Source organism: Enterococcus sp. DIV1375a, from assembly GCF_051712205.1.
Lineage (GTDB): Bacteria > Bacillota > Bacilli > Lactobacillales > Enterococcaceae > Enterococcus > Enterococcus faecalis.
This window is the reverse complement of record NZ_JBIOOM010000001.1, coordinates 210,001-235,218: the sequence shown is the minus strand read 5'-3', so window position 1 is coordinate 235,218 and position 25,218 is coordinate 210,001. Positions and strand designations below refer to the sequence as shown.

Genomic DNA, 25,218 nt, shown 5'->3' with positions numbered 1-25,218 from the left:
TTTCTTTGTCAATCAAAAACAACACAAACGGCTAGACAACTGTTGCTTTGTTCCTCTCGCCCTATGAGAAACTCAAAACCTTGAAAGCAACTTGCCCAACCGAATAATTATTTTTTAATTTTTGTTTTCACGTTGATAAATCGAATAAACCAACTCATTTTTTTGATAAACCTGTTTTAAACGAACTGGGATTGATTGATCCATTGTCTCGTATAGAGCAATGCCCTCACCCAGAAACAGTGGTATTGTCGTCAAAATGAAGGTATCAATTAAATCAGCTGCCAAAAGCGGTTGAACCACTTTCGGGCCTCCAACAATCCAAATTCCCGCGCCGTCTTCTTCTTTGATACGACGAATTAATGTGACGGGATCTTCCTTTGTAAAAGTTCTTGAAGCAGTTGATGGTTCTGGATGAGAGGTAATGATATAAGAATGCTTGTCTTCATAAAAATACACATCTGGGGACAATTCTTGTGTCACTTGATCATAAGTAGTCCGCCCCATTACCACAGTGTCTATTTTTTCATACATTTCATCGTAACTACGATCTTCTTCATCGCCACGAATATTCTCTTCTAACCAAGCAACACCGCCCGCTTTGTCCGCAATGAAACCATCAATACTCGCTGCAATAAATAAAATTACTTCCCGTGCCACATCAACGCCTCCTTTTCTCTTCTTATCTATTTTAGCTTGTTTTCACAAAAAACTCTAGGGGTGCGCATTGTTATTTTTAAAAGAAAAAAGAGAAAAACTAGGATAATTGGGCTACTTTTTGTAAAATAGGAAATAAGAAACTTTTTATTGAGTTATTTTACATTTTTTTCAAGAAAAATAAGAATTGGTGTATTTGATTTACACAAAAAAATAACATATTCAGTTTTTATATAAAGGAGGATTACTTTGTTTGACTTAGAGAAGGTTCAGACCTTGAATGAATTAGAAATGCTCGTTTACCATTATGTATTGGAACACCTGCACCAAATCCCTCAACAGACCATTCGCCAACTGGCTACTTCCTGTCATGTCTCCACCTCAACGATTCTACGATTTTGTAACAAAATGGGCTATGCTGGTTTTTCCGAATTAAAATATGCAGTGAAAGAAGAAGCCAAACAAACACAAACGTTTGAAAATTTTTATGATGCCACAGTTCACGTCGATGCTTTTTTGAAAAAATTAAACCAAGAAACCTATTACGAAATGCTTCGTCCAGCAATTCAAATGATTGTTCAAGCACGTCACGTTGCCTTTACTGGCATTGGTACTAGCGGAATTTTAGGTAGTTATGGCAGTCGTTATTTTGCCAACTTAAATATCAATTCTTACAGTATTGCTGACCCCTTTACGCCTATCCCCAAGCGCGGATTTGAAAATACATTAGCCTTGATTCTGTCTGTATCTGGGGAAACCAATGAAATGATTAAACAAATGACCGACTTTAAAACAGCTGGCGCCAAAGTGCTAAGCATTACCAACAATCAACATTCAACTATTGCCCGCTTGGCTGACTACAACATCTCCTATTATATGCCCGACGAACGTTCTCCATTTGCAGATAAATCAGTCAATACAACCACTCAAATCCCTGTCATTGCTTTAATTGAACTCCTAGCTCATCAAGCAAGTCAACTTTTAAAGGAACTAGATGAAACACCTTCCTAGTTGTTTTTCACAAAAGCTCATGCTGTCTAAAACAGCATGAGCTTTTGTGTTTTTTTTCTTGGTACATGTTTCTCATTCAAGCAAAAGTCTATTTTTTCTTCAAATAAGCTTATATAGTAAATATGTAAACGGATACATTTGCATTTATATTATTCTTCAAAGGAGAGATTTTTATGAACGAATGGATTAACGAGAAATTATTACCTCCAGTACTAAAATTCGTCAATACCAAAGCAATTACTGCCTTACGGAACGGGATGCTTTACACGATGCTTTTTACCATTGTTGGTTCCGTATTTCTTCTATTAGCGAATTTCCCAGTTACAGCTATTTCTGAATGGGTTAACGCAAGTGGCCTGGCCGTTTATTTCAATCAAGCATATGGTGCATCTTTTGCGATTATGTCGTTATTTGCGGTCATCGGTATTGCCTACTCGTATGTAAAAAGCGAGGGATTTGAAGGCCTCCCAGCGGGTATGATTGCCATGGTGGTTTTCATTTTGTTTATGTCATCTGAAGTCAAAGATGCGGTTTCTGGCGCAGTAGTTGGCAATGTCATCAACAAAGATTGGACAGCTGGCAAAGGGATGATTACAGCTATTATTGTTGGTTTGTTAGTCGGCGTTGTATATAGTTGGTTTTTACGTCATGATATTCGTATCAAATTACCAGAAGCTGTACCAGAAAATGTGGCCAATTCCTTTACTGCGTTAATTCCTGCCAGCGTCATTGTAACTGGTGCAATGCTAATTTTCATTCTTCTAGATAAAGTCTTCAATACGACATTCTTTGACTTTATTTACGAAGTGCTACAATCACCACTTCAAGGAGTCACAGATTCACTAGGTGGCGCATTACTATTAGGTTTTGTCATTCCGCTCTTTTGGTTTTTTGGTGTTCACGGGTCAACAATCGTTGGCGGTATCATGGGCCCTATTTTACAAGCAAACTCTTTAGAAAACACCGAAATTTTGAAATCAGGAAAAGACTTAACACTGGCTAATGGCGGCCATATTGTTACACAACAATTTTTAGATCAATTTTTAACGGTCACTGGTGCGGGCATGACAATCGGGTTAGTCGTGTTCATGGTTTTCTTTGCCAAATCAGCTCAGTTCAAGCAATTAGGTCGGCTTTCAATTGGGCCAGCTGTTTTCAATATTAACGAGCCAATTGTCTTTGCTACACCTATCGTGATGAACCCAATCATGGCTGTGCCATTCATTATCACACCGATTGTTTCTTCTGTTGTGACATATTTTGCCTTGTACACAGGACTGGTTCCTCTCTTTACTGCGGTACAAGTTCCCTGGACTACTCCTCCAATCATTTCTGGACTTTTAGTTGGTGGTTGGCAAGCAGCGTTGCTTCAAGTAGTGGTACTAACGATGAGTTTCTTTATCTATTTACCGTTTGCTAAAAAAATGGATGCACTTAATTACGCAGAAGAAACCAATCAACCAATTACTGAAGAAACCCTTGAAAAAGTCGAAGCACAAAACGTATAAAAATTTGAACAAAGGACTGAAACGATATGTCAATTTTGAAAAATGATTTTCTTTGGGGCGGCGCTGTCGCTGCTCATCAATTAGAAGGAGGCTGGGACCAAGGCGGTAAAGGGGTGAGCGTGGCGGATGTAATGACTGCCGGTGCACATGGCGTCCCTCGTAAAATTACCGCAGGCGTTTTACCGGATGAACACTATCCTAACCATGAAGCGATTGATTTTTACCATCGCTATCAAGAAGATATTCAACTATTCAAAGAACTTGGTTTAAATTGTTTCCGAACCTCTATTGCTTGGACACGAATTTTTCCTAACGGAGATGAAGAAACGCCCAATGAAGAAGGCCTTCGTTTTTATGATGCACTTTTTGACGAGTGTTTGAAAAATGGCATTGAGCCAGTCGTGACACTGTCTCACTTTGAAATGCCTTATCATTTAGTCACAAAATATGGCGGCTTTCGCAATCGCCAGGTCATTGATTTTTTTGTCAAATTTGCTGAAGTCTGTTTCACTCGTTACCAGAAAAAAGTCAAATATTGGATGACCTTTAACGAAATTAACAACCAAGCCAATTATGAAGAAGATTTTGCACCTTTTACTAACTCTGGTATTACTTACCAGGAAGGAGAAGACCGCGAAGCAATTATGTATCAGGCTGCTCATTATGAACTAGTCGCTAGCGCACGTGCAGTGAAAATTGGCCACGCTATCAATCCCGACTTCCAAATTGGCTGTATGATTGCGATGGTGCCTATTTATCCTTATTCTTGTAATCCTGAGGATATGATGATGAGTGTTAGCGCAATGCAAAAACGTTATTGGTTTACCGATGTTCATGTCCGCGGTCATTATCCAAGTGCAATTCAATGCTATTTGAAACGAAAAAACATTTCATTAGATGTCACAGAAGAAGATTTAACTGATTTGGCTAATGGCTGTGTTGATTATATTGGCTTTAGCTATTACATGTCGTTTGCTGTGAAAGGTGCAGAAAAGGCCCCTACTTTTGACTACAATGAAGCAAAAGATTTGGTGCGAAATCCTTATGTAGCAACATCTGATTGGGGTTGGCAAATCGATCCTATGGGCTTACGCTATGCAATGAATTGGTTCAATGATCGGTATGAATTACCACTCTTTATTGTTGAAAATGGCTTTGGTGCTATTGATGAGCTAGAACCAGACGGAACGATTAACGACACTTACCGAATCGCTTATTTACGTGAACATATCGAGATGATGAAAGAAGCCGTTGCGTATGACGGCATTGATTTGATGGGCTATACACCTTGGGGATTCATCGATTTAGTGAGCGCTAGTACAGGCGAAATGAAGAAACGGTATGGCTTCATTTATGTAGATAAGGACAACGATGGTCACGGAACGTTGGAACGGCGAAAGAAAAAATCGTTTGCTTGGTATCAACAAGTGATTGCTACGAATGGAGAAGAATTATAAACAAAAGGCCTTCGTCTAAAGACGAGGGCCTTTTGTTTATGCTTGTAATCCCTTTTCTAAATCAGCCAACAAATCTTCGACTGCTTCAATTCCTACAGATAAACGAATGAGTCCATCTTTAATTCCCACGGCTTCACGATTTTCCTTGGGAATAGATGCGTGAGTCATAATGGCAGGTACTTCAATTAAACTTTCTACGCCACCTAAACTTTCCGCTAAAGTAAAAATTTCCAACGCTTCTACGAAAGGAACGACTTGCTCATCCTTGGCTAATTCAAAAGAAATCATGCCACTAAATCCCGACATCTGTTTTTGCGCAATTTCGTGACCAGGATGACTCGCTAGTCCTGGATAATACACCGTTGCTACAGCTGGATGCGCTTCTAAAAATTCTGCGATTTTTTGAGCATTTTGGGCATGCGCTGCCATCCGGACGCCTAATGTTTTTATACTACGTTGGACCAACCAACTATCATGTGGTCCTAAAACAGCGCCAATCGCATTTTGTAAAAAGGCAATCTTTTCTGCGCTTTCTGGATGATTCGTTACGACTAAACCAGAAACTACATCACTATGGCCCCCTAAATATTTTGTCCCGCTGTGAACCACAATATCAGCACCTAACGCTAACGGCCGTTGAAAATAAGGCGTTGCAAACGTATTATCGACAATGGTTAACAACTGATGTTTTTTAGCAAGCTTAGCCGCCGCTTCAATATCTGTAATTTTTAACAGTGGATTACTTGGTGTTTCCAAAAACAAGGCTTTTGTATTTGGCTGAATTGCGGCTTCAATTGTTGATAAGTCACTGGCGTTTACAATCGTGTAGCTTAACCCATTTGCTACAAATACTTTGTCCAATAAACGGAAACTGCCCCCGTAGACATCGTCACCTAATAAAATATGATCTTCGGGTCCAAACATAGAAATGATTGCATGGATACCAGCTAAGCCTGAGCTAAACGCAAAGCCATGGCTCCCACCTTCTAACTCAGCAATTAAGGTTTCTAACGCGTGACGTGTGGGATTACCTGAACGAGAATATTCATATTCTTTGGGCTGGCCCACGCCGTTTTGTTCAAAGGTTGACGTTTGATAAATAGGAAAACTCACTGCACCTGTTGTTGTATCTTTACTAATGCCGCCATGAATTAATTTGGTATTGAATTTCATAAAAGTTTTCCTCCTAAGAATAAATATTTTTTGATAAATAACGGTCACTACCGTCAGGAAAAATAGTTACAATTGTGCTACCTGCTGGTAAGCGGCGCGCCTCTCTTAATGCCGCCGCAAACGCTGCGCCGCTGGAGCTTCCCACCAGCAAAGCGCTTTTCTTGGCTAATTGTTTGACCCAGAAAAAACCATCCTCGTCTGAAATGGTATAAAAGCCGTCCACAGGAATCTGTTTAAGAAAAGGCGGCACGAACTCCACGCCAATACCTTCGATTTCATGTCCGTGTGCAGGTCCGCCATTTAAAATTGAACCTTCTGGCTCCACACCCCATAATTGCGTCTTACTATTTTGTTCTTTGAGATATCTGCCAACACCTGCAAACGTTCCACCACTGCCTAAACCTGCGACAAAGCTAGTAATCTTCCCGCCTAGGTCTTGAACAATTTCAGGTCCTAATCCTTCGTAGTAAGCAGCAGGATTATCCGGATTTTCAAATTGTAACGGCACGTAACTATTAGGAATTTCCTTGGCTAAGTCTTTGGCACTAGTTATCACTCCGACAATCCCTGTATTCCCCGCTGTCGGTTCAATAATTGTTGTGGCTTGATTTATCTTTCCCGTTTTCATTGCTTCTTTGAGAAGATGCACACCAAGCCGATCTTTGACACTGCCACCTGGATTCAAATATTCTAGTTTCGCATAAATTTTAGTGCCTTCTGGCATAGGATATTGTTCACTTGTAAATTCAAATAATGGTGTTGCTCCGATTGTGTCTAAAATTGACTGAACAATCATAGTGAATTCCTCCTTCTAATACATGTACATAAAACAAAAAGGTGCTGATCGCATCAGCACCTTTTTTGTTTATTTCTGGTTGTCTAGATTCAGAGAGGAATCGTGTTAGGCAATTTTTCAGAAATAACGGAGGTTTTCCCCATCACAAAAGAGTATGCTGCACTATTTTGCACCATACAACAACAGCTTTCCGTTTCTAAAAAAAGGCTAGCTTGTTTTTTCGTCATGGTTGATTTCCTCCTTCGTCATGTGTTGACCAAACTATACCATTTCCCATTTTCTAGTGTCAACGATTCTAACGATTGCTATTTCCTATCACACCAATGGTTTTCTTATAGGTAAAAGAATTAATAGACCAAAAAAAAACAGAAGGCTAGCCTTCTGTTTTTCTGCTACTTATTTAGCACGTTTTAAATACGTACCTTCCGCAGTATTGATTTCTAATAATTCGTCTGCTTCAACAAAATCTGGAACGTTAACAACTAATCCTGTTTCCATTGTAGCAGGTTTACCAGAACCAGTTACTGTTGCGCCTTTGATTGAAGGTTGCGTTTCAGCAACACGTAAGATTACCGTTGTTGGTAAAGTTAAACCAATGACTTCTTCACCATAAAATTGAATTTTTACTTCCATATTTTCTAATAAATATTTTAGTTCTTCTTCAATTAAAGCAGTTGGTACTTCATATTGTTCATATGTTTCTAAATCCATGAAAATAGCCATATCATCTTGACTGTATAAATATTGAACTGGTTTTGTATCGATGTGCGCTTTTTTCACTTTTTCATCTGGGCGCATTGTTGTATCTGTTGTTGAACCCGTACGAACATCTTTTAATTTCATACGCATAACCGTGTTACCTTTACCTGGTTTGTGGTGGCTAGCTTCCATTACTTTAATTAATTTGCCGTCTTGCTCAAAAGTCATACCGGCTTTTAAATCGCTTGCTGCAATCATTGTAATTTCTCCTTTTCTCTGGTTAATTCTTCATTATTGTAGCAAATAACCTAGGATTAATCTAGGAAATCACGTATCTTTTTTAGAAGTTTATCACTCCCCAGACATTGAATTGGGAAATAAAACGAGTTTAACTTGCCTTTTTTCTTGAATTGCGTTAGAATTACCAAGCTTTCATCAATTATTTTCACTTTTTACATAGAAAAAATCAATCATTAAAGGGGGTGATGATATGATACGTCAAACGCTATCTTTATCAAAAACACATGAGGTTGTCTGTCACTAAACATACGTTGGTGAGACAAATTGCCTTTCAGCGTATGTATTCGGTCTATTTGAAAGGAATTTAAAATCATGAACCCAACTATTCAACCTTACCAATTTAACATAATTAAAGAACAAGTCGCTGTGTTACTAAACACCTATACGTCTGTCAACGATGCTACCACTGTCAAAACTGTCCAGGCCCTATGTGCCGAAAAAATCAATGGGTTATTTCCAGAAGAACACCCTGCTGTTACGATTTTGTTGGACAAAGTGATGGATCGTCGTTTAACACGCGCACGTGCTGAAAAATATTTAGATGAATTAAAAGAAACCGTGCTGCCCTTTAAAGAACCTTCAACACCACAAGTCACGAAAGTCTTTCGCAAAGTGAAAAAGTTAAAGATTCCTGAGTGGGAAAACATGGATTTACGGAACAATACCTATGTCGGTTGGAACGACGCTGGGACTCAGAAAAAATTTATCTTAGCTTATCGAGAAAATAAATTAATCGGCGTCCACGGCACCCTTTCACCCACCATTGTTAAAGGTGTTTGCTCCATCTGTCAAACAATCACGAATGTGTCTATGTTCCTAGCTACCACCAAATCAGGCGGTGACGGAACCTACACGAAAAAAGGCAATTACATTTGCCATGATAGCGACACCTGTAACCAACAATTAACACAACCTGAATATTTGGAAGCCTTTATGGAAAATGTTAAGGCTGTGAAATAACAAAAAAACCGTCAAGAAATTTTCTTGACGTTTTTTTGTTACATCTCTTTCAATTTCCCACGAAATTCTTCAATACTTTCATAACCTTTTGCTGCCATGATTTCTTGTAATTCTTTGGCTAGACGCTCAAAAACTTGTGGACCTTCTTGATGCAATTGTGTGCCAACTTGTACTAATGTCGCACCACATAAAAGATGCTCAAAAACATCCTTTCCGCATGTAATACCGCCCGTTCCAATAATTTTGATTTCTGGTTTCAAACGTTGCGCAAACGTACGAACATTGGCTAACGCTGTTGGTTTGACATATTCGCCGCCCAGTCCACCGAAGCCTCCTTTTGGTTTAATGACCACTTCTTCCTTGTCACTGTCAATATATAAACCATTACCGATGCTATTAATACTATTCACGTATACTAAAGGGAATTTATTTAAAATTTCAGCCATTGCGTCAAAATGTGCAATATCAAAAAATGGGGGTAATTTTACACCTAATGGTTTAGTAAAAAATTGAAAAACTTCTGTTAAAAGCTTTTCTGTTAATTCAAAATCATAAGCAATTTGCGGTTTACCAGGTAAATTGGGACAAGACAAATTAAATTCTGTCACTCCTGTGTATTCACTTTCTTGCACTTTTTTTAAAATAGCGATATTTTCCTCATAATTCATACCAGATACAGATAAAAAGCGTAACTCCTCAGGAAATTCCTTTTGACGTGCAATCTGATAATCTAAATAATAATCAATCCCTAAATTAGGCAAGCCCATTGAGTTAATACTTCCTAATGGTGTATCAAAATACCGAGGCTCCTCATTGCCCTGACGAGGATTAGGTGTTGCCGTCTTAGCGACAAAAGCACCTGCTTGAGAAGCCGCTAACTCATCCATTTCCTTAATTGTCATACAATGAATGCCTGATGCGTTCATTAACACATTCGCCAATTTATGTCCCGAAAACTCTACTGAAATATCCAAAAGAAAAACCCTCCTGTAAATTGTTTTACTCATAAGCTTACCACCTTCACATAAGCTTTTTATGATTATAGCATGTTTTTTTGCGTTAGTGTTATTTATATAAATTTAAAAAGGAATAAGCCAATATGACTTATTCCTTTTCTTAGGGAAACTAACATATCCAAAATTGATTGATTCTTATCGTCCCACAATAAACGTCAATTCACATTCGCAGACCTTTTTATCTTCCACGTAAGCAGTCGCTTTGCCGATGCCGACAAAGTCACGTAATTTGACGATTTCAAAATGTAATTTCAAGACATCACCAGGGACCACTTTTTGACGGAATTTGGCCTTGTTGATACCGCCAATATAGGCCGTTTCACCTTCAAATTGATCCATTTTTAAGATTAAAATCGAACCTACTTGTGCCAATGCTTCAATAATCAAAACGCCTGGCATTGTTGGATTTCCAGGGAAATGTCCTTGGAAAAATTCTTCGTTAATTGTCACATTTTTTGTTGCAATAATCTTTTCATTTGGAATAATTTCATCCACATAATCAATATAACAAATCGGATAGCGATTAGGAATCATTTCCATAATTTCTGTTGCAGTCATTACTTTTTTCATACTAGTTTTCCTCCCATTTCTTCAAGCAAATTACACCATTATGGCCACCAAAGCCAAACGAATTACTAATTGTATAGTCCGCTGTAATGTCACGTGCACCTTCTGTGACATAATCTAAATCACAATCTGGATCAGCTACTTGGTAGCCTACTGTCGGATGAGCTTTTCCTTCTTGCAATGTTTGCACACAAGCGATCGCTTCGATACCGCCAGCCGCGCCCAATAAATGTCCAGTCATACTCTTTGTACTTGAAATTGGAATTTGCGATGCTCGCTCACCAAAGACACGTTTGATGGCCGTTGTTTCCGCAGCGTCATTCGCTGGGGTTGACGTACCATGAGCATTGATATACCCAATTTGTTCCGGCGTAATCCCTGCTTCCGCAATCGCCATTTCCATCGCAGCCGCCGCGCCACTACCGTCTTTTAAAGGAGCGGTCATGTGGCTAGCATCACAGTTGCTGCCATATCCAACAATTTCGCCGTAGATAGTTGCGCCACGTTTCTGTGCATGCTCGAGTTCTTCTAAAACCAGCATTCCTGCGCCTTCACCCATCACAAAACCTTTTCGTTCTTTATCAAAAGGAATCGAAGCCCGAGTCGCATCTTCTGTTGTATTTAAAGCATTCAATGCCGCAAAACCGGCAATCCCAATTTCACATACTGTGGCTTCTGTGCCACCAGTTACCATCATGTCCGCTAAACCATATTTAATCGTGCGAAAAGCTTCACCAATCGCATTCGTCGCAGAAGCACAAGCAGTCACGATAGTTTGAGAAGGTCCTTTTGCACCTAGACGAATCGAAATATTTCCCGCTGCCATATTAGCAATTACCATAGGCACGAAAAATGGTGTTACGCGTTTTGCGCCTTTTTTATCCATTACCCGTACTTGGTCTTGTAAGGTAGTCATCCCGCCGATCCCACTACCGACAATCACACCTAAACGAGTCGGGTCAATCGTTGCTTCTGTTAAACCACTCATTTCCCACGCTTCTAAAGCAGCCACCAAGCCATATTGAGAAAATAAGTCCATTCTTTTTTGCTCTTTGCGTTCTAAAACAGCACTTGGGTCAAACTCTTTCACTTCGCCAGCCAAAGCCACCCCAGTATCTTCAGAATCAAATTTAGTGATTTTGCCAATTCCTAGCTTGCCATCCACTAGATTATGCCAAAATTCTTTTACGGTATTGCCTAATGGTGTTACGGCTCCCATACCGGTTATGACCACTCTTTTCATACTGTACCTCCGAGTTTATTTTGATTATCAAACTATTATTTCATGCGGTTTCCAGCACTTTTTCTTAAAAAATAAGAAAAATAGTTTGACTTTCAAAGTATTTTGGTTAATAATTCAGACATCAGGAAAAATGTCTGTTTTTTTCAAGATTAGAAAATTGAGAAGATTTTGTTATCATTCTCACACAGATAATACCAGTTGAAATTTTATTCGTCAACTCAATAAATGTAACTTTTACATTTTGATGAAGAAAAGCCTATTCTATCAACAAAAATTTTTTATTAAAGGAGATTTTATATGTTTTTACAAAATAAGAATGTCGTCGTAATGGGTGTTGCCAACAAAAAAAGTATTGCTTGGGGCTGTGCAAAAGCATTAAAAGATCAAGGGGCCAATGTTATTTATACGTATCAAAACGAACGCATGAAAAAGCAAGTGGTTAAATTAGCAGATGAAAATGATTTGTTGGTGGAGTGCGATGTTGCTTCTGATGCGTCCATTCAAGCAGCCTTTGAAACAATCAAAAACGAAGTGGGCACAATCGATGGACTAGTCCATGCGATTGCTTTTGCCAAAAAAGAAGAATTGTCTGGAAACGTTAGTGACATCACTCGTGATGGTTTCCTATTAGCACAAGATATTAGTAGCTACTCTCTTTTAGCAGTCACTCATTATGCGAAACCTTTGTTAAATCCTGGTTCAGGAATTGTCACATTGACGTATTTAGGTTCCGAACGTGCGATTCCTAACTACAATATGATGGGGATTGCTAAAGCTTCTTTAGAAACTGCCGTGAAATATTTAGCTTTTGAATTAGCTGCAGATAAAATTCGTGTCAATGGAATCTCCGCAGGAGCGATTAAAACATTGGCTGTGACTGGTGTAAAAGACTACGATCAATTGATTAGTATTTCTAATGAGCGGACACCAGATAAAACAGGTGTAACCATTGAAGAAGTCGGAAACACTTGTGCCTTTTTAGTCAGTGAACTAGCTAGTGGTGTGGTCGGTGACATCATTTATGTCGATAAAGGCGTTCACTTAACTTAATCATTTTTTGTCTTTATTTTCTATTTATACATTAAAAAACAGAGATTGGACAATCTCTTTCACTCATTGATTGTCCAATTTCTGTTCTATTTTGTACTTTATTCTATAATAAAATTGACAGTTTCAATTCCAAAAACAGTTGTTAGGATTTGATTGACTTGTTCAAAAAGTTTTGGTAAATCTTCCAGTTTATTTTTAGATTGGATTTTTTCAGAACCGTTATCGTAGCTTAAATGATTGTACGTTTCTTTAAAGGTTACTGCTGTGTCTTCTTTTCGATAAAGGATATATTCGTCATCTAGCATATCCATTTGCAGCTCCTGTTTAAATCCATTTCTGGCAACAACAGCAGAAACTAGATGAGCAACTGTCAAGCCATCTAACGGAATGTCCACTCCATTCATTGCTAATGTGTAGACGGTATCTTCCACTAAACCACAGGCGTTGCAACCACCACTGGTTAAATCTACTGTACTTGTTATAATTGCCTCTTGCATCGTTTCTTCCCCCATATTGTTTTTTAAAGTTATTCTTTCATTTGTTATTTACGAACGTAATTCACATCATAATCGTCAACTTCAATATAGATATAGATTTTTTTATCAGGCATTTTACTGCGAATGTCTCGTTCAATCGCATTCACAACATCAGGTGCATCTTCTTCCATTGGTTCTACCACATCAATTTTTGCCGCTACTAAAATTTCAGTTGGGCCTAAATGAACGGTCTTTACATCAATTAGTTTTTCAACATCCGCCCGATCAAATGCGGTTTTAATTTTTGCTAAATCTGTAGCGGTCACACTTTCGCCTATAATCAAACTATAAAATTCTTTCGCTAAGAAAATGGCTGCACACATTAATAGTAAACCAATCAGTAAACCACTGATAGCATCAAATGCAGCAATCCCAGTTACCATCGTTAAAAGGGTCCCCACCAAAGCTAAACACAAACCAATAACCGCACAAAAGTCTTCCGTAAAAATAATTAAAATTTCACTGTGACGACTTTCTCGCAAAAATTTTAAGAGCGATAACTTCTCTGTATTCAATTCTTTGATTTCTTTCATCGCTACACGCAACGAGCTACCTTCCACAAGCAAACCAAAAATTAAAATACCAATGACAATAGCCACATTTTCTACTTCGTGAGAGGGATGCAGTAACTTCTGAATAGCCTCCATTACGCCTAACGCACCCCCACCAAAAAAGAGCATCGTTGCAACAATTGTACTAAAAAAGTATTTTGCACGGCCTTCTCCAAATTGATGTAATGCACTTTGTCCACGAGAAGCGCGCTTATTCCCAAAAAGTAATAACACCTGGTTACTACAATCTACGACACTGTGGATACTTTCATTCATCATAGCGGTACTACCACTTAAAGCAAAACCAACAAATTTACTAATCGCTACTAAAATATTCGCAATCAGTGCGGCAATAACTGCAAACATGCCACTCGATTTTTTTGTCTCCATAATTACCTCCTATATGTAACGTAAAACTAAGATAAACCACCCGTTTATTCATCCATCATTTTACCACTTCTGAGGTATTTGTAAAAAAGAGTTCTCTTAAAATTCAAAAAGAAATGTACTGACTGTTTTAGTTGGCCCTCATTTATCGGTGTCCGTCCCACTCTTGATAAAATTCCTCCAGATAAAGTTCCATAAATTGATGACGCTTTTCCGCCAATAAGCGACCATAATTTGTATTCATTTGTTCCTTTAACTTTAAAAGTTTCTCATAAAAATGCATAATGGCAGTATCTTCCCCATTCCGGTATTCTTCTTGGGTTAACTGTTCACGAGGTTGTTTGTGAGGATCGTGAATTAAACGGCCTTTATTTCCCGAATAAGCCATCACCCGTGCAATTCCAATCGCGCCGATGGCATCTAATCGATCCGCATCCTGGACCACTTTTCCTTCTAATGTAGTGACTGTTTTCCCAGTATTTCCTCCTTTAAAGGACATATTAGCAATAATAGAAAGGATGTGATTCGTTTGCTCTGTTGATACGTCATTCGCTTCCAACCATTGTTGCACCTTTAGCAAGCCAGCCTCTTCACTTTCGTTAAATTTTTCATCGCCAATATCATGTAACAATGCTGTTAATATACATAAAAATAAATTTGCTTGTTCTTTCTCTGCAATTGTTTTTGCTAATTGTGTCACCCGATAAATATGCCACCAGTCATGGCCACTTGCTTCGTTGGCTAATTCTTGTTGAACATAACGCGCGGCTGATTGAATAATTGTTTGTTCTTCAAAACTAAGAGATTCATTTTCAAACATCCTAACACTCCTTTATTCTGGATTTAAAATTTCCACCTGGATAATCCCGCTAGCTTTCAGAAACATATTGGTGACAATCGGACCTACAAAAGAAAATCCTCTTTTTTTTAAGTCTTTTGCTACGTTATCTGACAAAAGCTGTGTGCGTGGGACTTGGTATGCTTCTTCATAAATAGATAAAACGGGGACGTTTTTTACAAATTGCCATAGATAATTGGCAAAACTGCCAAATTCTTCTTGTACTTTTAAAATTGCTTGCGCATTTTTAATGGTTGCTTCAATTTTGCGCCGATTGCGAATCATATCTGGATCAGCTACTATTCGATCGACTTCGTCAGGCAACAGCGCGGCAACTTTTTCCGGCTTCATTTGGCAAAAATTTTTCATGAATGCTACTTTTTTCCCTGCTGCTGCTTTCCAACTTAAACCAACTTGAAAAACACCCACCGTCAACAATAAAAATAGCAAATCATCCTCTCTCGTAGGTTTTCCCCATTGTTCTGTATACCATTGATAGTTGTTCATCGCCGCCTCCTTTTAAGACTGTTCAAATGTTAATAATGCTTGTTTCATTGCTAAACCACCACGGTAACCGGTTAATTGTCCCTTGCTGCCGATGACTCGATGGCAAGGAATGACCATTAATAAAGGATTTTTCCCAATCGCTGTGCCAACTGCTCGAACCGCACGTGGACGCCCAATTTTTTCTGAAATTTCTTGATATGTCATTGTCTCACCATAAGGTATTTCTTGCAACGCCTGCCAAACTTCTCTTTGAAATGGTGTTCCTTCGATGTCTATGGGACAAGCAAACGTTGTCGAATGTTGGTTAAAATAACTTATTAATGCTTCTTTATAAGGCGCAGTTTTCTTTTCAGAAGCTTCTAATTGTGCTTGAGGGTACCAGTTTTTCAGCTCTTCTATCGATTGATTGGCTGAACCTACAAAAGCTAGTCCAGCGTCTGTCACACCAAGATAATAGTGATCTTTCTGCCATTCTTGTTGCGCATAATAAATCTTTTTTACCATATGTCTACACTTCTTTCTCGTGTTTTCTTATCTTCATTATAATTCTTTTGGCTTTCAAAATCTTGCGCTCCTATCACTTTTTACTTGTTTTTATTAGGGATTCTTTTACAATGAAGAAAACGGGAGGTGTGCTTACAATGAAAACAACGTATCGACTTACTCAGAAACGTTGGGAAGCCATTCAAAATAATAATACGCAATTTGATGGTGATTTTTTTTATGGTGTGACCACAACTAAAATTTTTTGTCGTCCTTCGTGCCCTTCCCGTGTGCCCAACAAGAACCACGTTCTGATTTTCAAAACGGCTCAGGAAGCTTTAACACTTGGTTTTCGTCCATGTAAAAGATGTCAATCAACCGGGCAAGTCGTTCCTAACGAGGAATGGGTTGCTCAAATTAAGCAATTTATTGATCGGCATTCAGCGGAACCTTTAAGTTTAGACTATTTAGCGCAAGCCTGCCACGGTAGTCCCTTTCATTTGCAGCGAACCTTTAAGGAACAGAGGAAACAAACCCCATTAGCTTATTTAACAAGTGTCCGAATTAGGCAAGCCCAAGAATTGCTTCTCCATTCACCCCTTACGATTCAACAAATCGCGAAAAAAGTTGGCTTCCAAACCGCAGCATATTTTGCCACCACTTTTAAAAAAGAAACAGGCGTAACCCCCTCTGTTTATCGCAGTAAAAATGAGCCGAAAAAATAACATTTCGGCTCATCGGATTATTTATTGGGGCGTGATTGTAGCCACGCTACAATCAATTGACTGATTTCTGTTTGCTGTTGCTCGTTAGAAATTGTCGCTTTGTTGTCTCCTTTTTGGACACCGTAATTACCAAACCCTGCATGGTTACCACCTTTGATAGATACATACTGCGTATCTTTTGGCAAAAACTGTTTGGCTTTTTGGTAGCTAGTCCAATTTAAAACACCATCGTTTGTGGCTGTTATTGACAGAACCGGCAGTTTTTGCTTGTTTAGTGCACCTTTTTCGTCAGGATAGCTGGCTAAATAAATCATGCCTTTGATTCGTTGCTCATTTTCCGCTACAAAACGACTAGCCATCACACCACCCAGGGAATGCCCAGCCAAAACGAAGTTTTGTTGTGGATGATCCTTTATAATTTGTTCTGCAGCATTTGGTGCAAGAACCGCTAAATTCAAAGGAAAATGAACAACATAGACATCATAACCTTTCGTAGCAACTTCTTGCGCCCATTCACTATAACTAGCTGGCACAACCAATGCACCTGGATAAAAAATCAGTGCTGTATCATTTTTTTGCCCGTTTGTGTAATAATCATAGTTTTTTTCTTGCGTGGCACTTTGACTTATTTTTAAGGCCGAATCGGTCGCTTGATACGTACTATTTTTAATAAAAATAGTCAGGCCGATGACTAAGATTACTAAAAAAAGCCCAAGTCCTAGGACAATTTTTTTCCAGCGTGATTTTGTTCTATTTTTCATCTCATTTCCTCCCAATGAAAAAATTCTTCTTTCTGATTCTACCTTTAATAAAAAAAGAACACAACAATAGGAGTTGGTGGAGCAACCCTTTTCTTGCTCCACCAACTCCTAAATAAACTGTTTCTCGACGCCTTAGATTATTTTGATTCTTTTTTGCCTGCTTCTAAGTAGCTGACATCATTGACTTTATCCAAAGTATACTCGCCATTTTTGTAATGAATCGTTGTAACACTAGCATTCTTCAAACCGCCTTCTGGGACTTTAAAATCATCAAATAAAGTTGCTAACAACGCTGAAATACTCAAGCCATGAGAGACCACTAAAACATTGCCATTTCCGGGATTGGCTGATTCTGTGGCAACAATTTTATCTAAGCCTTTTTTCAAACGTTTGGTAATTGTAGCATAGTCTTCTGCAGGCCAGTTATTCTTGCTTTCCTCGCGCTGTTGATCCAGTTTAGCTACACTGTTGGCAAAAGATTCAGGGGTCATGTTTTTCATAAATTCTTCTAAGGAAACACCTTGATCATCAGCAATATCCTGCCACATTGTCTTGTTTAAATCCCCTTCATAGCTACCAAAATTAAATTCACGTAAATCTGGGTCACGCACGACTTCAAGGTCTTTGCCTGCTTTATTTTGATCTAAAATAAGTTGAGCAGTTTGCAAGGCGCGGCCACTATCACTACTATATGCATTTTGAAAGGCAACATCTTTCAAACCAATCCCAGTTGCGGTCACAACTTTTTCACCTTCTGGTGTTAAGACCGCATCTGACCATCCTTGTACGCGGTCCGTCGTATTTAACATGGTTTTTCCATGGCGCACAATGTAAAGAGTTAGTTCTTCAGGTTTTGTCTCTTTTTCTTTTGTCGTTGCTTGCTGATTTTTACCACAACCAACCATTACTAAAATGGCCAGAAAAAGCATCCCCACAATCGTCAATCGTTTTTTCATTTTTTATTTCCCCTCATTTTCTACTCAGTTGTTAAGTTTTCACCATTACTAGCGATAACTTGTTTGTACCAATTAAATGATTTTTTCTTAGTTCGTTTCAAGGTTCCCTGACCTTCGTCATCCATGTCTACATAGATAAATCCGTAACGTTTTTTCATTTCGCCAGTCCCTGCTGAAACTAAGTCAATACAACCCCATGGCGTATAACCAATTAAGTTAACCCCGTCTTCTTCTACTGCGGTTCTCATGGCTTCAATATGTTGTTTAAAATAATCAATGCGGTAATCGTCGACAATCGAGCCATCCTCTTGCAATGTGTCCACCGCGCCAAACCCGTTTTCAACCACAAACAATGGCATATTGTAACGATCTGACAACTGACACAATGAAATTCTTAACCCTAAAGGATCGACAGCCCAGCCCCATTCAGATTCTTGCAAATAAGGATTTTTAACCGCAGGCATTTGGTTGCCTCCGACATATTTTACTTCTTCGGGATAAGCAGTCGAAACGGTCGACATATAATAACTAAACCCGATATAATCAACTGTTCCTTTTTGAATAATCGCTAAATCCTCTGACTCCATTTGAATTGTCATTCCTTCACGCTCAAATTCTTTGAGCTTATGCGCTGGATAATAGCCCTTAGCCTGGACATCCATATAAAATTCTTGCTCTCGGTTAAATTGAACAGCTGCCATCACGTCCTCAGGTTTGCAGGACAAAGGATAACTCGGGATATAAGCCACCATCATACCAATCTGGAAATCTGGATTGATGGAATGTCCCAATTCAACTGCTTTCGCACTTGCTAAAAATAGATGATGCGCTGCTTGATATTTACTTTGTTTATCATTATTGTGAATCCCAATTTGCGTCCAACTTCTTAAAAAATTAATTTCATTAAAAGTCATCCAATACTTCACTTTATCCTGGTAACGTGTAAAAATGGTTTCGCAAAAGAAAACAAAGAAATCAATCACTTCACGATTTTTCCAACCATCATATTCATCGGCCAAATACATCGGAATATCAAAATGGTTAATCGTCACAACGGGCTCAATTCCATGGCGCAGCAAAGTATCAAAAACTTTATCATAAAAGGCTAAGCCTTCTTCATTAATCTCTTTTGTTCCATTTGGGCAAATCCGGCTCCAGGCGATAGACAGCCGAAAACATTTGAAACCCATTTCTGCAAATAAGGCGATATCTTCTTCGTAATGATGGTAAAAGTCCGTCGCTACATGGCTAGGATAGTATAACTCTTCATCGATATAGCCAATCGCTCCTTCGGGCAATGCTTGATCGCGCGTACACGAAGCTTTTTGGCCCTCTTTAGTTAAATACGTAATCCGTCGCGGTTCTGTTTGACTACCACCAGTAATTGCATCTAATGTACTCAGACCTTTGCCTCCTGAAAGATAGCCACCTTCATATTGGTTAGCAGCTGTTGCGCCGCCCCATAAAAAATTTTCTGGAAATCCCATAAAATCCCTCTTTCCCTCTGTTTTTAGGCATAACAAAGAAACCATCAAGGGAATTGAGGCTGGCAGAAGAGTCCTTGTTTTTTCTGCCAACGTCAAACGCCCTTTAATAGTTGCTAATTTTATTAATTACTTAAATCTTCACCATTTGTTGCGATTACTTTTTTGTACCAATCAAACGATTTTTTCTTGCTTCGTTTTAACGTACCATTTCCTTCGTTATCGCGATCCACATAGATAAAGCCATAGCGTTTTTTCATTTCACCAGTTCCAGCTGATACTAAATCAATACAGCCCCAAGTCGTATAGCCTAACAAGTCGACACCATCTTGTTCAACGGCATCTTTCATCGCTTGAATATGCGCCGCCAAATAATCGATACGATAATCATCGACTACATAACCATTTTCGTCTGGTGTGTCTACCGCTCCTAAGCCATTTTCAACAATGAATAGTGGTTTTTGATAACGATCATATAAGTCATTCATCGTAATTCTCAAACCAAGTGGATCAATTTGCCAACCCCATTCACTGGCTTTTAAATAAGGATTTTTCACAGAGGCAAAGATGTTACCAGCTGTTTGCTCATTAATTTCTGGATCTGTTGATGTGACACGAGAAGAATAATAAGAGAACGAAATGAAGTCCACCGTATGTTCTTTTAAAAGTTCTTCGTCGCCTTCTTCCATTTCAATTTGAATACCTTTACGTGCCATTTCTTTTAAAGCATACGCAGGGTATTCCCCGCGTGATTGGACATCAATAAAGAAATAATTTTCACGATCTGCTTGTCGAGCAGCGAAAACATCTTCTGGTTTGCAAGTATAAGCGTAGTTGGAACCAGCCGCTAACATACAACCTACTTGGTTTTCAGGATCTACCTCATGAGCAATTTTTGTCGCAATTGCACTTGCTAGTAGTTCATGATGGGCCGCTTGGTATTTCACTTGTTCTTTGTTTTCGCCTTCTTCAAAGTATAGACCTGCTCCCATAAATGGTGCATGTAAAATCATATTAATTTCGTTAAATGTTAACCAATACTTGACTAATCCTTTATATCGGTTGAAAATTACACGGCAAAGATTTTCATAGAAACCTACTAACTTACGACTACGCCAAGCGCCATATTCTTCCACTAAGTGCATTGGGCAGTCAAAGTGTGTAATCGTTACTAGTGGCTCAATCCCATATTTATGACATTCTTTGAATAAGTCTTCATAGAACTTCAAGCCTTCCTCATTCGGCTCTGTTTCATCTCCCATTGGAAAAATTCGACTCCAAGCAATGGATAAACGGTATGTTTTAAAACCCATTTCACCAAACAAGGCGATATCTTCTTTATAGCGATGATACATATCAATCGCCTCTTGTGCAGGATAGAAATGTTCCTCATCAAAGTTAAACATTTTCTTTTCACCAGTGATTACTGGAAAACGATTTGGACCAGTTGGTGCTAAATCGACGTTTGCCAAACCGCGTCCGCCTTCGTTATAGCCACCTTCACATTGATTGGCTGCTGTTGCGCCACCCCATAAAAAGTCTTTTCTAAATGCCATAAATTCTCTTCCTCCACATCTTTTTATATTAAAGCGGTCAGCAAATCATCACTTGTTGAAACTTCATTACTGCCGACTTCCAAAATATCTAAATAATCCGCTGTATTCGTCACAACGATTGGAATTTGTGTACTAAACCCAGCTTTTTTAATTCCTTCTAAATCAAAGGTTACTAATGTTTGACCTTTTTTCACGCGGTCACCTTGTTTTACAAAAGCTTCAAAGCCTTCACCTTCTAATTGAACTGTATCAATCCCAATATGAATCAATAATTCTGTGCCATTATCTGAAATCAAACCTAATGCATGTTTTGTTGGGAATAGTGTGACAATCGTTCCATCAAAGGGTGCAACCACTTTGCCTTCCGTTGGTTCAATCACGACCCCATTTCCTAAAGCTCCATTTGCAAAAGCAGGATCCTCTGCATTTTTTAAAGATAACACTCGTCCTTTGACTGGACTTGTAATATTTTCTTTTTTAATCGTTGTTTTATCAATAATCACTTCTTCTTCCTCAACTGTATTGTCTTTCCAGAAGAAGAATGTTAGACCAAAACCAACGACCGCTGCAATGGCAATTGCAATAAAGGACTGAATCATCCCACTTGCATCATCACCATTGATAAAGTTTAGCACACCGAAAATTCCTAAACCACCCATTGTATATGCTGTCACATTATTGATCATCAAATATAAACCACCGACAGCGCCACCAATCATTGAATAAATAAATGGCCATTTTTTCGGTAAAGTGATTCCATAAATTGCTGGCTCTGTTACACCAAAAATACCAGAGATAATTGCTGGCGGACACAAAGCTTTTAACTTTTTATCTTTCAATTTGAAGAACATCGCTAAAACAACCGCTGTTTGCGCAAAACTAGCTGCAAATGATCCCGTTAATACTTGGCTTGAACCTTCTTGTGTCACTTGCATAATAGCTAATGGCACAACACTCCAATGTAAACCAAAAATAACTAAGACTTGCCAGAAGAAACCAAGAATCAAACCATACAAAGCTGGTGAGAAACTCATTAATGCTGTAAAGCCAGCGCTTAATAAATCTGTTAGCATGCTAACGATTGGCCCAATTACTAAGAAACCAATTGGTAAGGCAATCAACAAGACGAAAAACGGTACTAAGAACGTTTGAACAACTTCTGGAATAATCCGTTTAAACACTTTTTGAACTTGTGCCGCAAAAGCAATAATGAAGATGATTGGTACGACACTACTTGTATAGTTCGCACCGACCCAAGGGATCCCCATAAAGGTATTATAGGCAGGTAAACCGAATAAATTATACGGTGCTGCGGCTCCCGCACCCGCTGTTGTTTCAAAGGCCGTTTGTAATGCACTTCCTTGAATCGTTGGGTAACATAAAGCTGCGCCAATCACGATCCCTACCATTGGATGCAACCGGAATTTTTTAGCTGCTGTATAACCTAAAATAACTGGCATAAAGTAGAAAATTGCATCGCCAATCCCATTTAACATGGTATAAGTCCCTGACGTAGCCGTATAGAGCTTTAAGAAAACCAATAAGGCATTTAACCCTTTGACCATCCCAGCCGCTGCTAACGCCCCTAAAAAGGGTTGGAAACAACCACTTAAAATATCTATTAAGCGATCAAATAAATTCCCACTAGAAGCTTCTTCTTCACGTTCTCCTGACAAGCCTGCAATACTAACTACTTCTTCATAAACGGCTGGGACATGATTTCCAATAACGACTTGGTATTGTCCACCGCTTTTCATAACAGTTACCACACCGTCCATATTTTTTAAGACATCATCATTCGCTTGACTCTCATCTTTTAATTTGAAGCGAAGACGTGTGATACAATGTGTCAAACTATTAATATTCTCTTGCCCACCGACATTTTTTACAATTTTTTCTGCTAGTTCATGATATTTTCCCATCTTTTTTTCCTCCAAAAATTTATTTTCATTTGAAGGTTTAGCCAACTGAATGTCACTATCCAAAGTGGTGCGTTTAATGTTCCGTTGTTTGTACAATTCGTGCAATGTGAATCGTTAGGTACAAGCGTTCTTCATTTGAAACTTGATAGTCATAGTTCTCATTTAAATACAAGCTGATCTTTTCCACGCAACGATAGGCGTTGAGATATTTCTTTTTAATTACCGCATACAGTTCTTCATCATCATTTTCGACAACTTCACGTTGGTGTAATAAGCGATAACAGAAAAATTTTAAATGTGTGCTAAATCGATAAAAGTAAACAGAGTCTTCATCAAAACTTACCTTAAAATAGTATTTGACGATATTTGTAATCTCTTGCATCAACTTTGTCAATTCGTAAATATTACCGACTTCTTCCTCCATCTCCGCATTCACCAAGTGCAATGCGATAAAACCTGCCTCATCCGTTGACAATTCCATTCCTACGCGCTTTTGTACCATTTTTAAAGCATTTACTCCTACTTCGTACTCTTCAGGAAAAAAACGTTTAATATCCCATAATAATAAATTCTTAATTGCAATTCCTTGTTTTTTTCTTTCTAAAGCTGTGTACAAATGATCCGTCAGAGAAATATAAATGGTATCATTCAAACTCTTTTTCAACGTTGATTTTGCATAAACAATAATGTCATCCGAGAGTTTCATCATCTCTAAAGGAATATTTCCTAACAATTCTTGAAACTTAAGTGATGTTTCTTGATTGGCTAAATAAAAAACTTGATCGATACTTTCATCAGGAACCCAATCCCCAATGCGTTTCTTAAAAGCAATTCCTTTGCCCATAACAATTTGCTCTCGTTTATCATCATCTAATGTAATAACCACATTATTGTTTAAAATTTTGTGAATAATCAATGCCCCACCTCCTTTGTGTTTCGTTGAAAAAAGAAAAACCCAATTTCTTCAAAAAGAACGACACATCTGTCGCTTCATGAAAAAATTAGGTTTAGCTTGTCTTTAAACAATCACTATCCATCTATTTACTTATCCCTACATCCAAAGAATAACATATTTACAACAAATGTCAACGCTTTCAACGACATTTTTTTGTAATAAAAATAAAAAAAGCATACAAACATTGTTTGTATGCTTCACTATGACCCGTACGGGACTCGAACCCGTGTTACCGCCGTGAAAGGGCGGTGTCTTAACCGCTTGACCAACGGGCCATTAAAAAGAAAAAACGGAGAAGGAGGGATTTGAACCCTCGCGCCGGTTTCCCGACCTACACCCTTAGCAGGGGCGCCTCTTCAGCCACTTGAGTACTTCCCCAAGAAATAAATGGGCCTAAATGGACTCGAACCATCGACCTCACGCTTATCAGGCGTGCGCTCTAACCAGCTGAGCTATAGGCCCCAAATAAGAAAAAAGCGGGTGACGAGAATCGAACTCGCGACAACAGCTTGGAAGGCTGTGGTTTTACCACTAAACTACACCCGCAAATTTTTCTTGGATGGCGCGGGACAGAATCGAACTGCCGACACATGGAGCTTCAATCCATTGCTCTACCAACTGAGCTACCGAGCCAAAAACGGTCTGGACGGGACTCGAACCCGCGACCTCCTGCGTGACAGGCAGGCATTCTAACCAGCTGAACTACCAAACCAATTCGTTTTTGCTTTATGCAAATGTATGCTTTAAAAAATAAAAGCAATTGCGGGGGCAGGATTTGAACCTACGACCTTCGGGTTATGAGCCCGACGAGCTACCTGACTGCTCCACCCCGCGATAATTAGACCAAGGAAAATTGATTCCTAAGAAAGGAGGATAAGGGATTCGAACCCTTGCACGGTTTTACCCGCCTGACGGTTTTCAAGACCGTTCCCTTCAGCCGGACTTGGGTAATCCTCCGTAACAAAACTATGACCCGTACGGGACTCGAACCCGTGTTACCGCCGTGAAAGGGCGGTGTCTTAACCGCTTGACCAACGGGCCATTTTATAAAATTATGGGCCTAAATGGACTCGAACCATCGACCTCACGCTTATCAGGCGTGCGCTCTAACCAGCTGAGCTAT

The 25,218-nt window shown here is 38.9% G+C and carries 25 protein-coding genes and 10 tRNA genes (1 of these 35 only partly in view); 6 read left to right on the top strand and 29 right to left on the bottom strand.

The window, feature by feature from the left end:
* Nucleotides 1-114 precede the first annotated feature (114 nt).
* Nucleotides 115-657, bottom strand: coding sequence for a dihydrofolate reductase family protein (locus tag IGJ63_RS01240; RefSeq protein WP_002419241.1), 543 nt, complete (start codon nucleotides 655-657; stop codon nucleotides 115-117).
* A gap of 246 nt (nucleotides 658-903) precedes the next feature.
* Between IGJ63_RS01240 and genR the strand changes: the two genes are divergently transcribed.
* The 3 genes from genR to genA all read left to right on the top strand — a co-directional run bounded on the left by genR (nucleotide 904) and on the right by genA (nucleotide 4,630).
* Complete coding sequence (gene genR, locus IGJ63_RS01235; protein ID WP_002362941.1) at nucleotides 904-1,665, top strand: transcriptional regulator GenR; 762 nt, start codon at nucleotides 904-906, stop codon at nucleotides 1,663-1,665.
* 173 nt (nucleotides 1,666-1,838) lie between these two features.
* The gene (gene genB, locus IGJ63_RS01230) at nucleotides 1,839-3,173 is read left to right on the top strand and encodes a PTS sugar transporter subunit IIC (protein WP_438745812.1); all 1,335 of its coding nucleotides are present in this window, start codon (nucleotides 1,839-1,841) and stop codon (nucleotides 3,171-3,173) included.
* A 26-nt stretch (nucleotides 3,174-3,199) separates the two neighbouring features.
* Nucleotides 3,200-4,630 (top strand): 6-phospho-beta-glucosidase GenA, encoded by a 1,431-nt coding sequence (genA, locus tag IGJ63_RS01225; protein WP_104806385.1) that lies wholly within the window; start codon nucleotides 3,200-3,202, stop codon nucleotides 4,628-4,630.
* Between the two features lie 36 nt (nucleotides 4,631-4,666).
* Here genA and IGJ63_RS01220 read toward each other — a convergent pair whose 3' ends face one another.
* The 4 genes from IGJ63_RS01220 to efp all read right to left on the bottom strand — a co-directional run bounded on the left by IGJ63_RS01220 (nucleotide 4,667) and on the right by efp (nucleotide 7,556).
* Nucleotides 4,667-5,803, bottom strand: a complete 1,137-nt coding sequence (locus IGJ63_RS01220) for a cystathionine gamma-synthase (RefSeq protein WP_101731651.1) — start codon at nucleotides 5,801-5,803, stop codon at nucleotides 4,667-4,669.
* A 13-nt stretch (nucleotides 5,804-5,816) separates the two neighbouring features.
* Entirely contained in the window at nucleotides 5,817-6,599 is a 783-nt protein-coding gene (locus IGJ63_RS01215; protein WP_101731650.1) for a PLP-dependent cysteine synthase family protein, read from the bottom strand.
* 89 nt (nucleotides 6,600-6,688) lie between these two features.
* Nucleotides 6,689-6,826 (bottom strand): hypothetical protein, encoded by a 138-nt coding sequence (locus tag IGJ63_RS01210; RefSeq protein WP_002366057.1) that lies wholly within the window; start codon nucleotides 6,824-6,826, stop codon nucleotides 6,689-6,691.
* A gap of 169 nt (nucleotides 6,827-6,995) precedes the next feature.
* Nucleotides 6,996-7,556 carry an elongation factor P gene (gene efp / locus IGJ63_RS01205; RefSeq protein WP_002355202.1) on the bottom strand — a complete coding sequence of 187 codons (561 nt, stop codon included), beginning with the start codon at nucleotides 7,554-7,556 and terminating at the stop codon, nucleotides 6,996-6,998.
* A 354-nt stretch (nucleotides 7,557-7,910) separates the two neighbouring features.
* Between efp and IGJ63_RS01200 the strand changes: the two genes are divergently transcribed.
* Nucleotides 7,911-8,558, top strand: coding sequence for a FusB/FusC family EF-G-binding protein (locus IGJ63_RS01200; RefSeq protein ID WP_002355200.1), 648 nt, complete (start codon nucleotides 7,911-7,913; stop codon nucleotides 8,556-8,558).
* A 38-nt stretch (nucleotides 8,559-8,596) separates the two neighbouring features.
* Here the strand turns inward: IGJ63_RS01200 and IGJ63_RS01195 are convergent, their stop codons facing one another.
* From IGJ63_RS01195 to fabF, 3 genes are all read right to left on the bottom strand, one after another.
* A complete protein-coding gene (locus IGJ63_RS01195) occupies nucleotides 8,597-9,565 on the bottom strand; it encodes a dihydroorotate oxidase (protein ID WP_180758858.1) in 969 nt (322 codons plus the stop codon).
* Between the two features lie 144 nt (nucleotides 9,566-9,709).
* Nucleotides 9,710-10,144: a 3-hydroxyacyl-ACP dehydratase FabZ gene (gene fabZ, locus IGJ63_RS01190; protein WP_002355197.1), complete on the bottom strand. Its 435-nt coding sequence runs from the start codon at nucleotides 10,142-10,144 to the stop codon at nucleotides 9,710-9,712.
* A 1-nt stretch (nucleotide 10,145) separates the two neighbouring features.
* Nucleotides 10,146-11,384, bottom strand: coding sequence for a beta-ketoacyl-ACP synthase II (fabF, locus tag IGJ63_RS01185; RefSeq protein WP_002358339.1), 1,239 nt, complete (start codon nucleotides 11,382-11,384; stop codon nucleotides 10,146-10,148).
* Between the two features lie 297 nt (nucleotides 11,385-11,681).
* Between fabF and fabI the strand changes: the two genes are divergently transcribed.
* Entirely contained in the window at nucleotides 11,682-12,434 is a 753-nt protein-coding gene (gene fabI, locus IGJ63_RS01180; RefSeq protein ID WP_002358338.1) for an enoyl-ACP reductase FabI, read from the top strand.
* A 98-nt stretch (nucleotides 12,435-12,532) separates the two neighbouring features.
* On the opposite strand, the gene IGJ63_RS01175 is transcribed toward fabI, so the two are convergent.
* The 5 genes from IGJ63_RS01175 to IGJ63_RS01155 form a co-directional block, all read right to left on the bottom strand.
* Nucleotides 12,533-12,946, bottom strand: a complete 414-nt coding sequence (locus IGJ63_RS01175; RefSeq protein ID WP_002389555.1) for a DUF4809 family protein — start codon at nucleotides 12,944-12,946, stop codon at nucleotides 12,533-12,535.
* Nucleotides 12,947-12,975: 29 nt separating this feature from the next.
* On the bottom strand, nucleotides 12,976-13,911 hold the full coding sequence (locus tag IGJ63_RS01170; protein WP_002355191.1) for a cation diffusion facilitator family transporter: 936 nt from the start codon (nucleotides 13,909-13,911) through the stop codon (nucleotides 12,976-12,978).
* Between the two features lie 142 nt (nucleotides 13,912-14,053).
* Nucleotides 14,054-14,728 carry an HD domain-containing protein gene (locus IGJ63_RS01165; protein WP_101731648.1) on the bottom strand — a complete coding sequence of 225 codons (675 nt, stop codon included), beginning with the start codon at nucleotides 14,726-14,728 and terminating at the stop codon, nucleotides 14,054-14,056.
* A 12-nt stretch (nucleotides 14,729-14,740) separates the two neighbouring features.
* Nucleotides 14,741-15,253: a DNA-3-methyladenine glycosylase I gene (locus IGJ63_RS01160; protein ID WP_002355189.1), complete on the bottom strand. Its 513-nt coding sequence runs from the start codon at nucleotides 15,251-15,253 to the stop codon at nucleotides 14,741-14,743.
* A gap of 12 nt (nucleotides 15,254-15,265) precedes the next feature.
* On the bottom strand, nucleotides 15,266-15,757 hold the full coding sequence (locus IGJ63_RS01155) for a methylated-DNA--[protein]-cysteine S-methyltransferase (RefSeq protein ID WP_180758857.1): 492 nt from the start codon (nucleotides 15,755-15,757) through the stop codon (nucleotides 15,266-15,268).
* A 110-nt stretch (nucleotides 15,758-15,867) separates the two neighbouring features.
* Here IGJ63_RS01155 and IGJ63_RS01150 point away from each other — a divergent pair, with 110 nt between their 5' ends.
* Nucleotides 15,868-16,461, top strand: coding sequence for a bifunctional transcriptional activator/DNA repair enzyme AdaA (locus IGJ63_RS01150; protein WP_438745808.1), 594 nt, complete (start codon nucleotides 15,868-15,870; stop codon nucleotides 16,459-16,461).
* 17 nt (nucleotides 16,462-16,478) lie between these two features.
* Here the strand turns inward: IGJ63_RS01150 and IGJ63_RS01145 are convergent, their stop codons facing one another.
* The 16 genes from IGJ63_RS01145 to IGJ63_RS01070 all read right to left on the bottom strand — a co-directional run.
* The gene (locus IGJ63_RS01145) at nucleotides 16,479-17,222 is read right to left on the bottom strand and encodes an alpha/beta hydrolase (protein ID WP_010816270.1); all 744 of its coding nucleotides are present in this window, start codon (nucleotides 17,220-17,222) and stop codon (nucleotides 16,479-16,481) included.
* Between the two features lie 137 nt (nucleotides 17,223-17,359).
* Nucleotides 17,360-18,178, bottom strand: coding sequence for a histidine phosphatase family protein (locus IGJ63_RS01140; protein ID WP_002419252.1), 819 nt, complete (start codon nucleotides 18,176-18,178; stop codon nucleotides 17,360-17,362).
* Nucleotides 18,179-18,198: 20 nt separating this feature from the next.
* Nucleotides 18,199-19,665: a glycoside hydrolase family 1 protein gene (locus tag IGJ63_RS01135; protein ID WP_101731645.1), complete on the bottom strand. Its 1,467-nt coding sequence runs from the start codon at nucleotides 19,663-19,665 to the stop codon at nucleotides 18,199-18,201.
* A 122-nt stretch (nucleotides 19,666-19,787) separates the two neighbouring features.
* On the bottom strand, nucleotides 19,788-21,218 hold the full coding sequence (locus IGJ63_RS01130; protein WP_438745805.1) for a 6-phospho-beta-glucosidase: 1,431 nt from the start codon (nucleotides 21,216-21,218) through the stop codon (nucleotides 19,788-19,790).
* A gap of 23 nt (nucleotides 21,219-21,241) precedes the next feature.
* On the bottom strand, nucleotides 21,242-23,140 hold the full coding sequence (locus IGJ63_RS01125; protein ID WP_002358327.1) for a beta-glucoside-specific PTS transporter subunit IIABC: 1,899 nt from the start codon (nucleotides 23,138-23,140) through the stop codon (nucleotides 21,242-21,244).
* 73 nt (nucleotides 23,141-23,213) lie between these two features.
* Nucleotides 23,214-24,056: a BglG family transcription antiterminator LicT gene (gene licT, locus IGJ63_RS01120; RefSeq protein ID WP_010816267.1), complete on the bottom strand. Its 843-nt coding sequence runs from the start codon at nucleotides 24,054-24,056 to the stop codon at nucleotides 23,214-23,216.
* Nucleotides 24,057-24,298: 242 nt separating this feature from the next.
* Nucleotides 24,299-24,370: transfer RNA gene (locus IGJ63_RS01115), tRNA-Glu, on the bottom strand.
* Between the two features lie 15 nt (nucleotides 24,371-24,385).
* Nucleotides 24,386-24,473 (bottom strand) — tRNA-Ser (locus IGJ63_RS01110).
* Between the two features lie 10 nt (nucleotides 24,474-24,483).
* A tRNA-Ile gene (locus IGJ63_RS01105) sits at nucleotides 24,484-24,557 on the bottom strand.
* A 13-nt stretch (nucleotides 24,558-24,570) separates the two neighbouring features.
* Nucleotides 24,571-24,641: transfer RNA gene (locus IGJ63_RS01100), tRNA-Gly, on the bottom strand.
* Between the two features lie 14 nt (nucleotides 24,642-24,655).
* Nucleotides 24,656-24,728: transfer RNA gene (locus tag IGJ63_RS01095), tRNA-Phe, on the bottom strand.
* Nucleotides 24,729-24,733: 5 nt separating this feature from the next.
* Nucleotides 24,734-24,807: transfer RNA gene (locus tag IGJ63_RS01090), tRNA-Asp, on the bottom strand.
* A 48-nt stretch (nucleotides 24,808-24,855) separates the two neighbouring features.
* A tRNA-Met gene (locus IGJ63_RS01085) sits at nucleotides 24,856-24,929 on the bottom strand.
* 33 nt (nucleotides 24,930-24,962) lie between these two features.
* Nucleotides 24,963-25,052 (bottom strand) — tRNA-Ser (locus IGJ63_RS01080).
* Nucleotides 25,053-25,064: 12 nt separating this feature from the next.
* Nucleotides 25,065-25,136: transfer RNA gene (locus IGJ63_RS01075), tRNA-Glu, on the bottom strand.
* 14 nt (nucleotides 25,137-25,150) lie between these two features.
* Nucleotides 25,151-25,218 (bottom strand) — tRNA-Ile (locus tag IGJ63_RS01070); it runs 6 nt beyond the window's last position.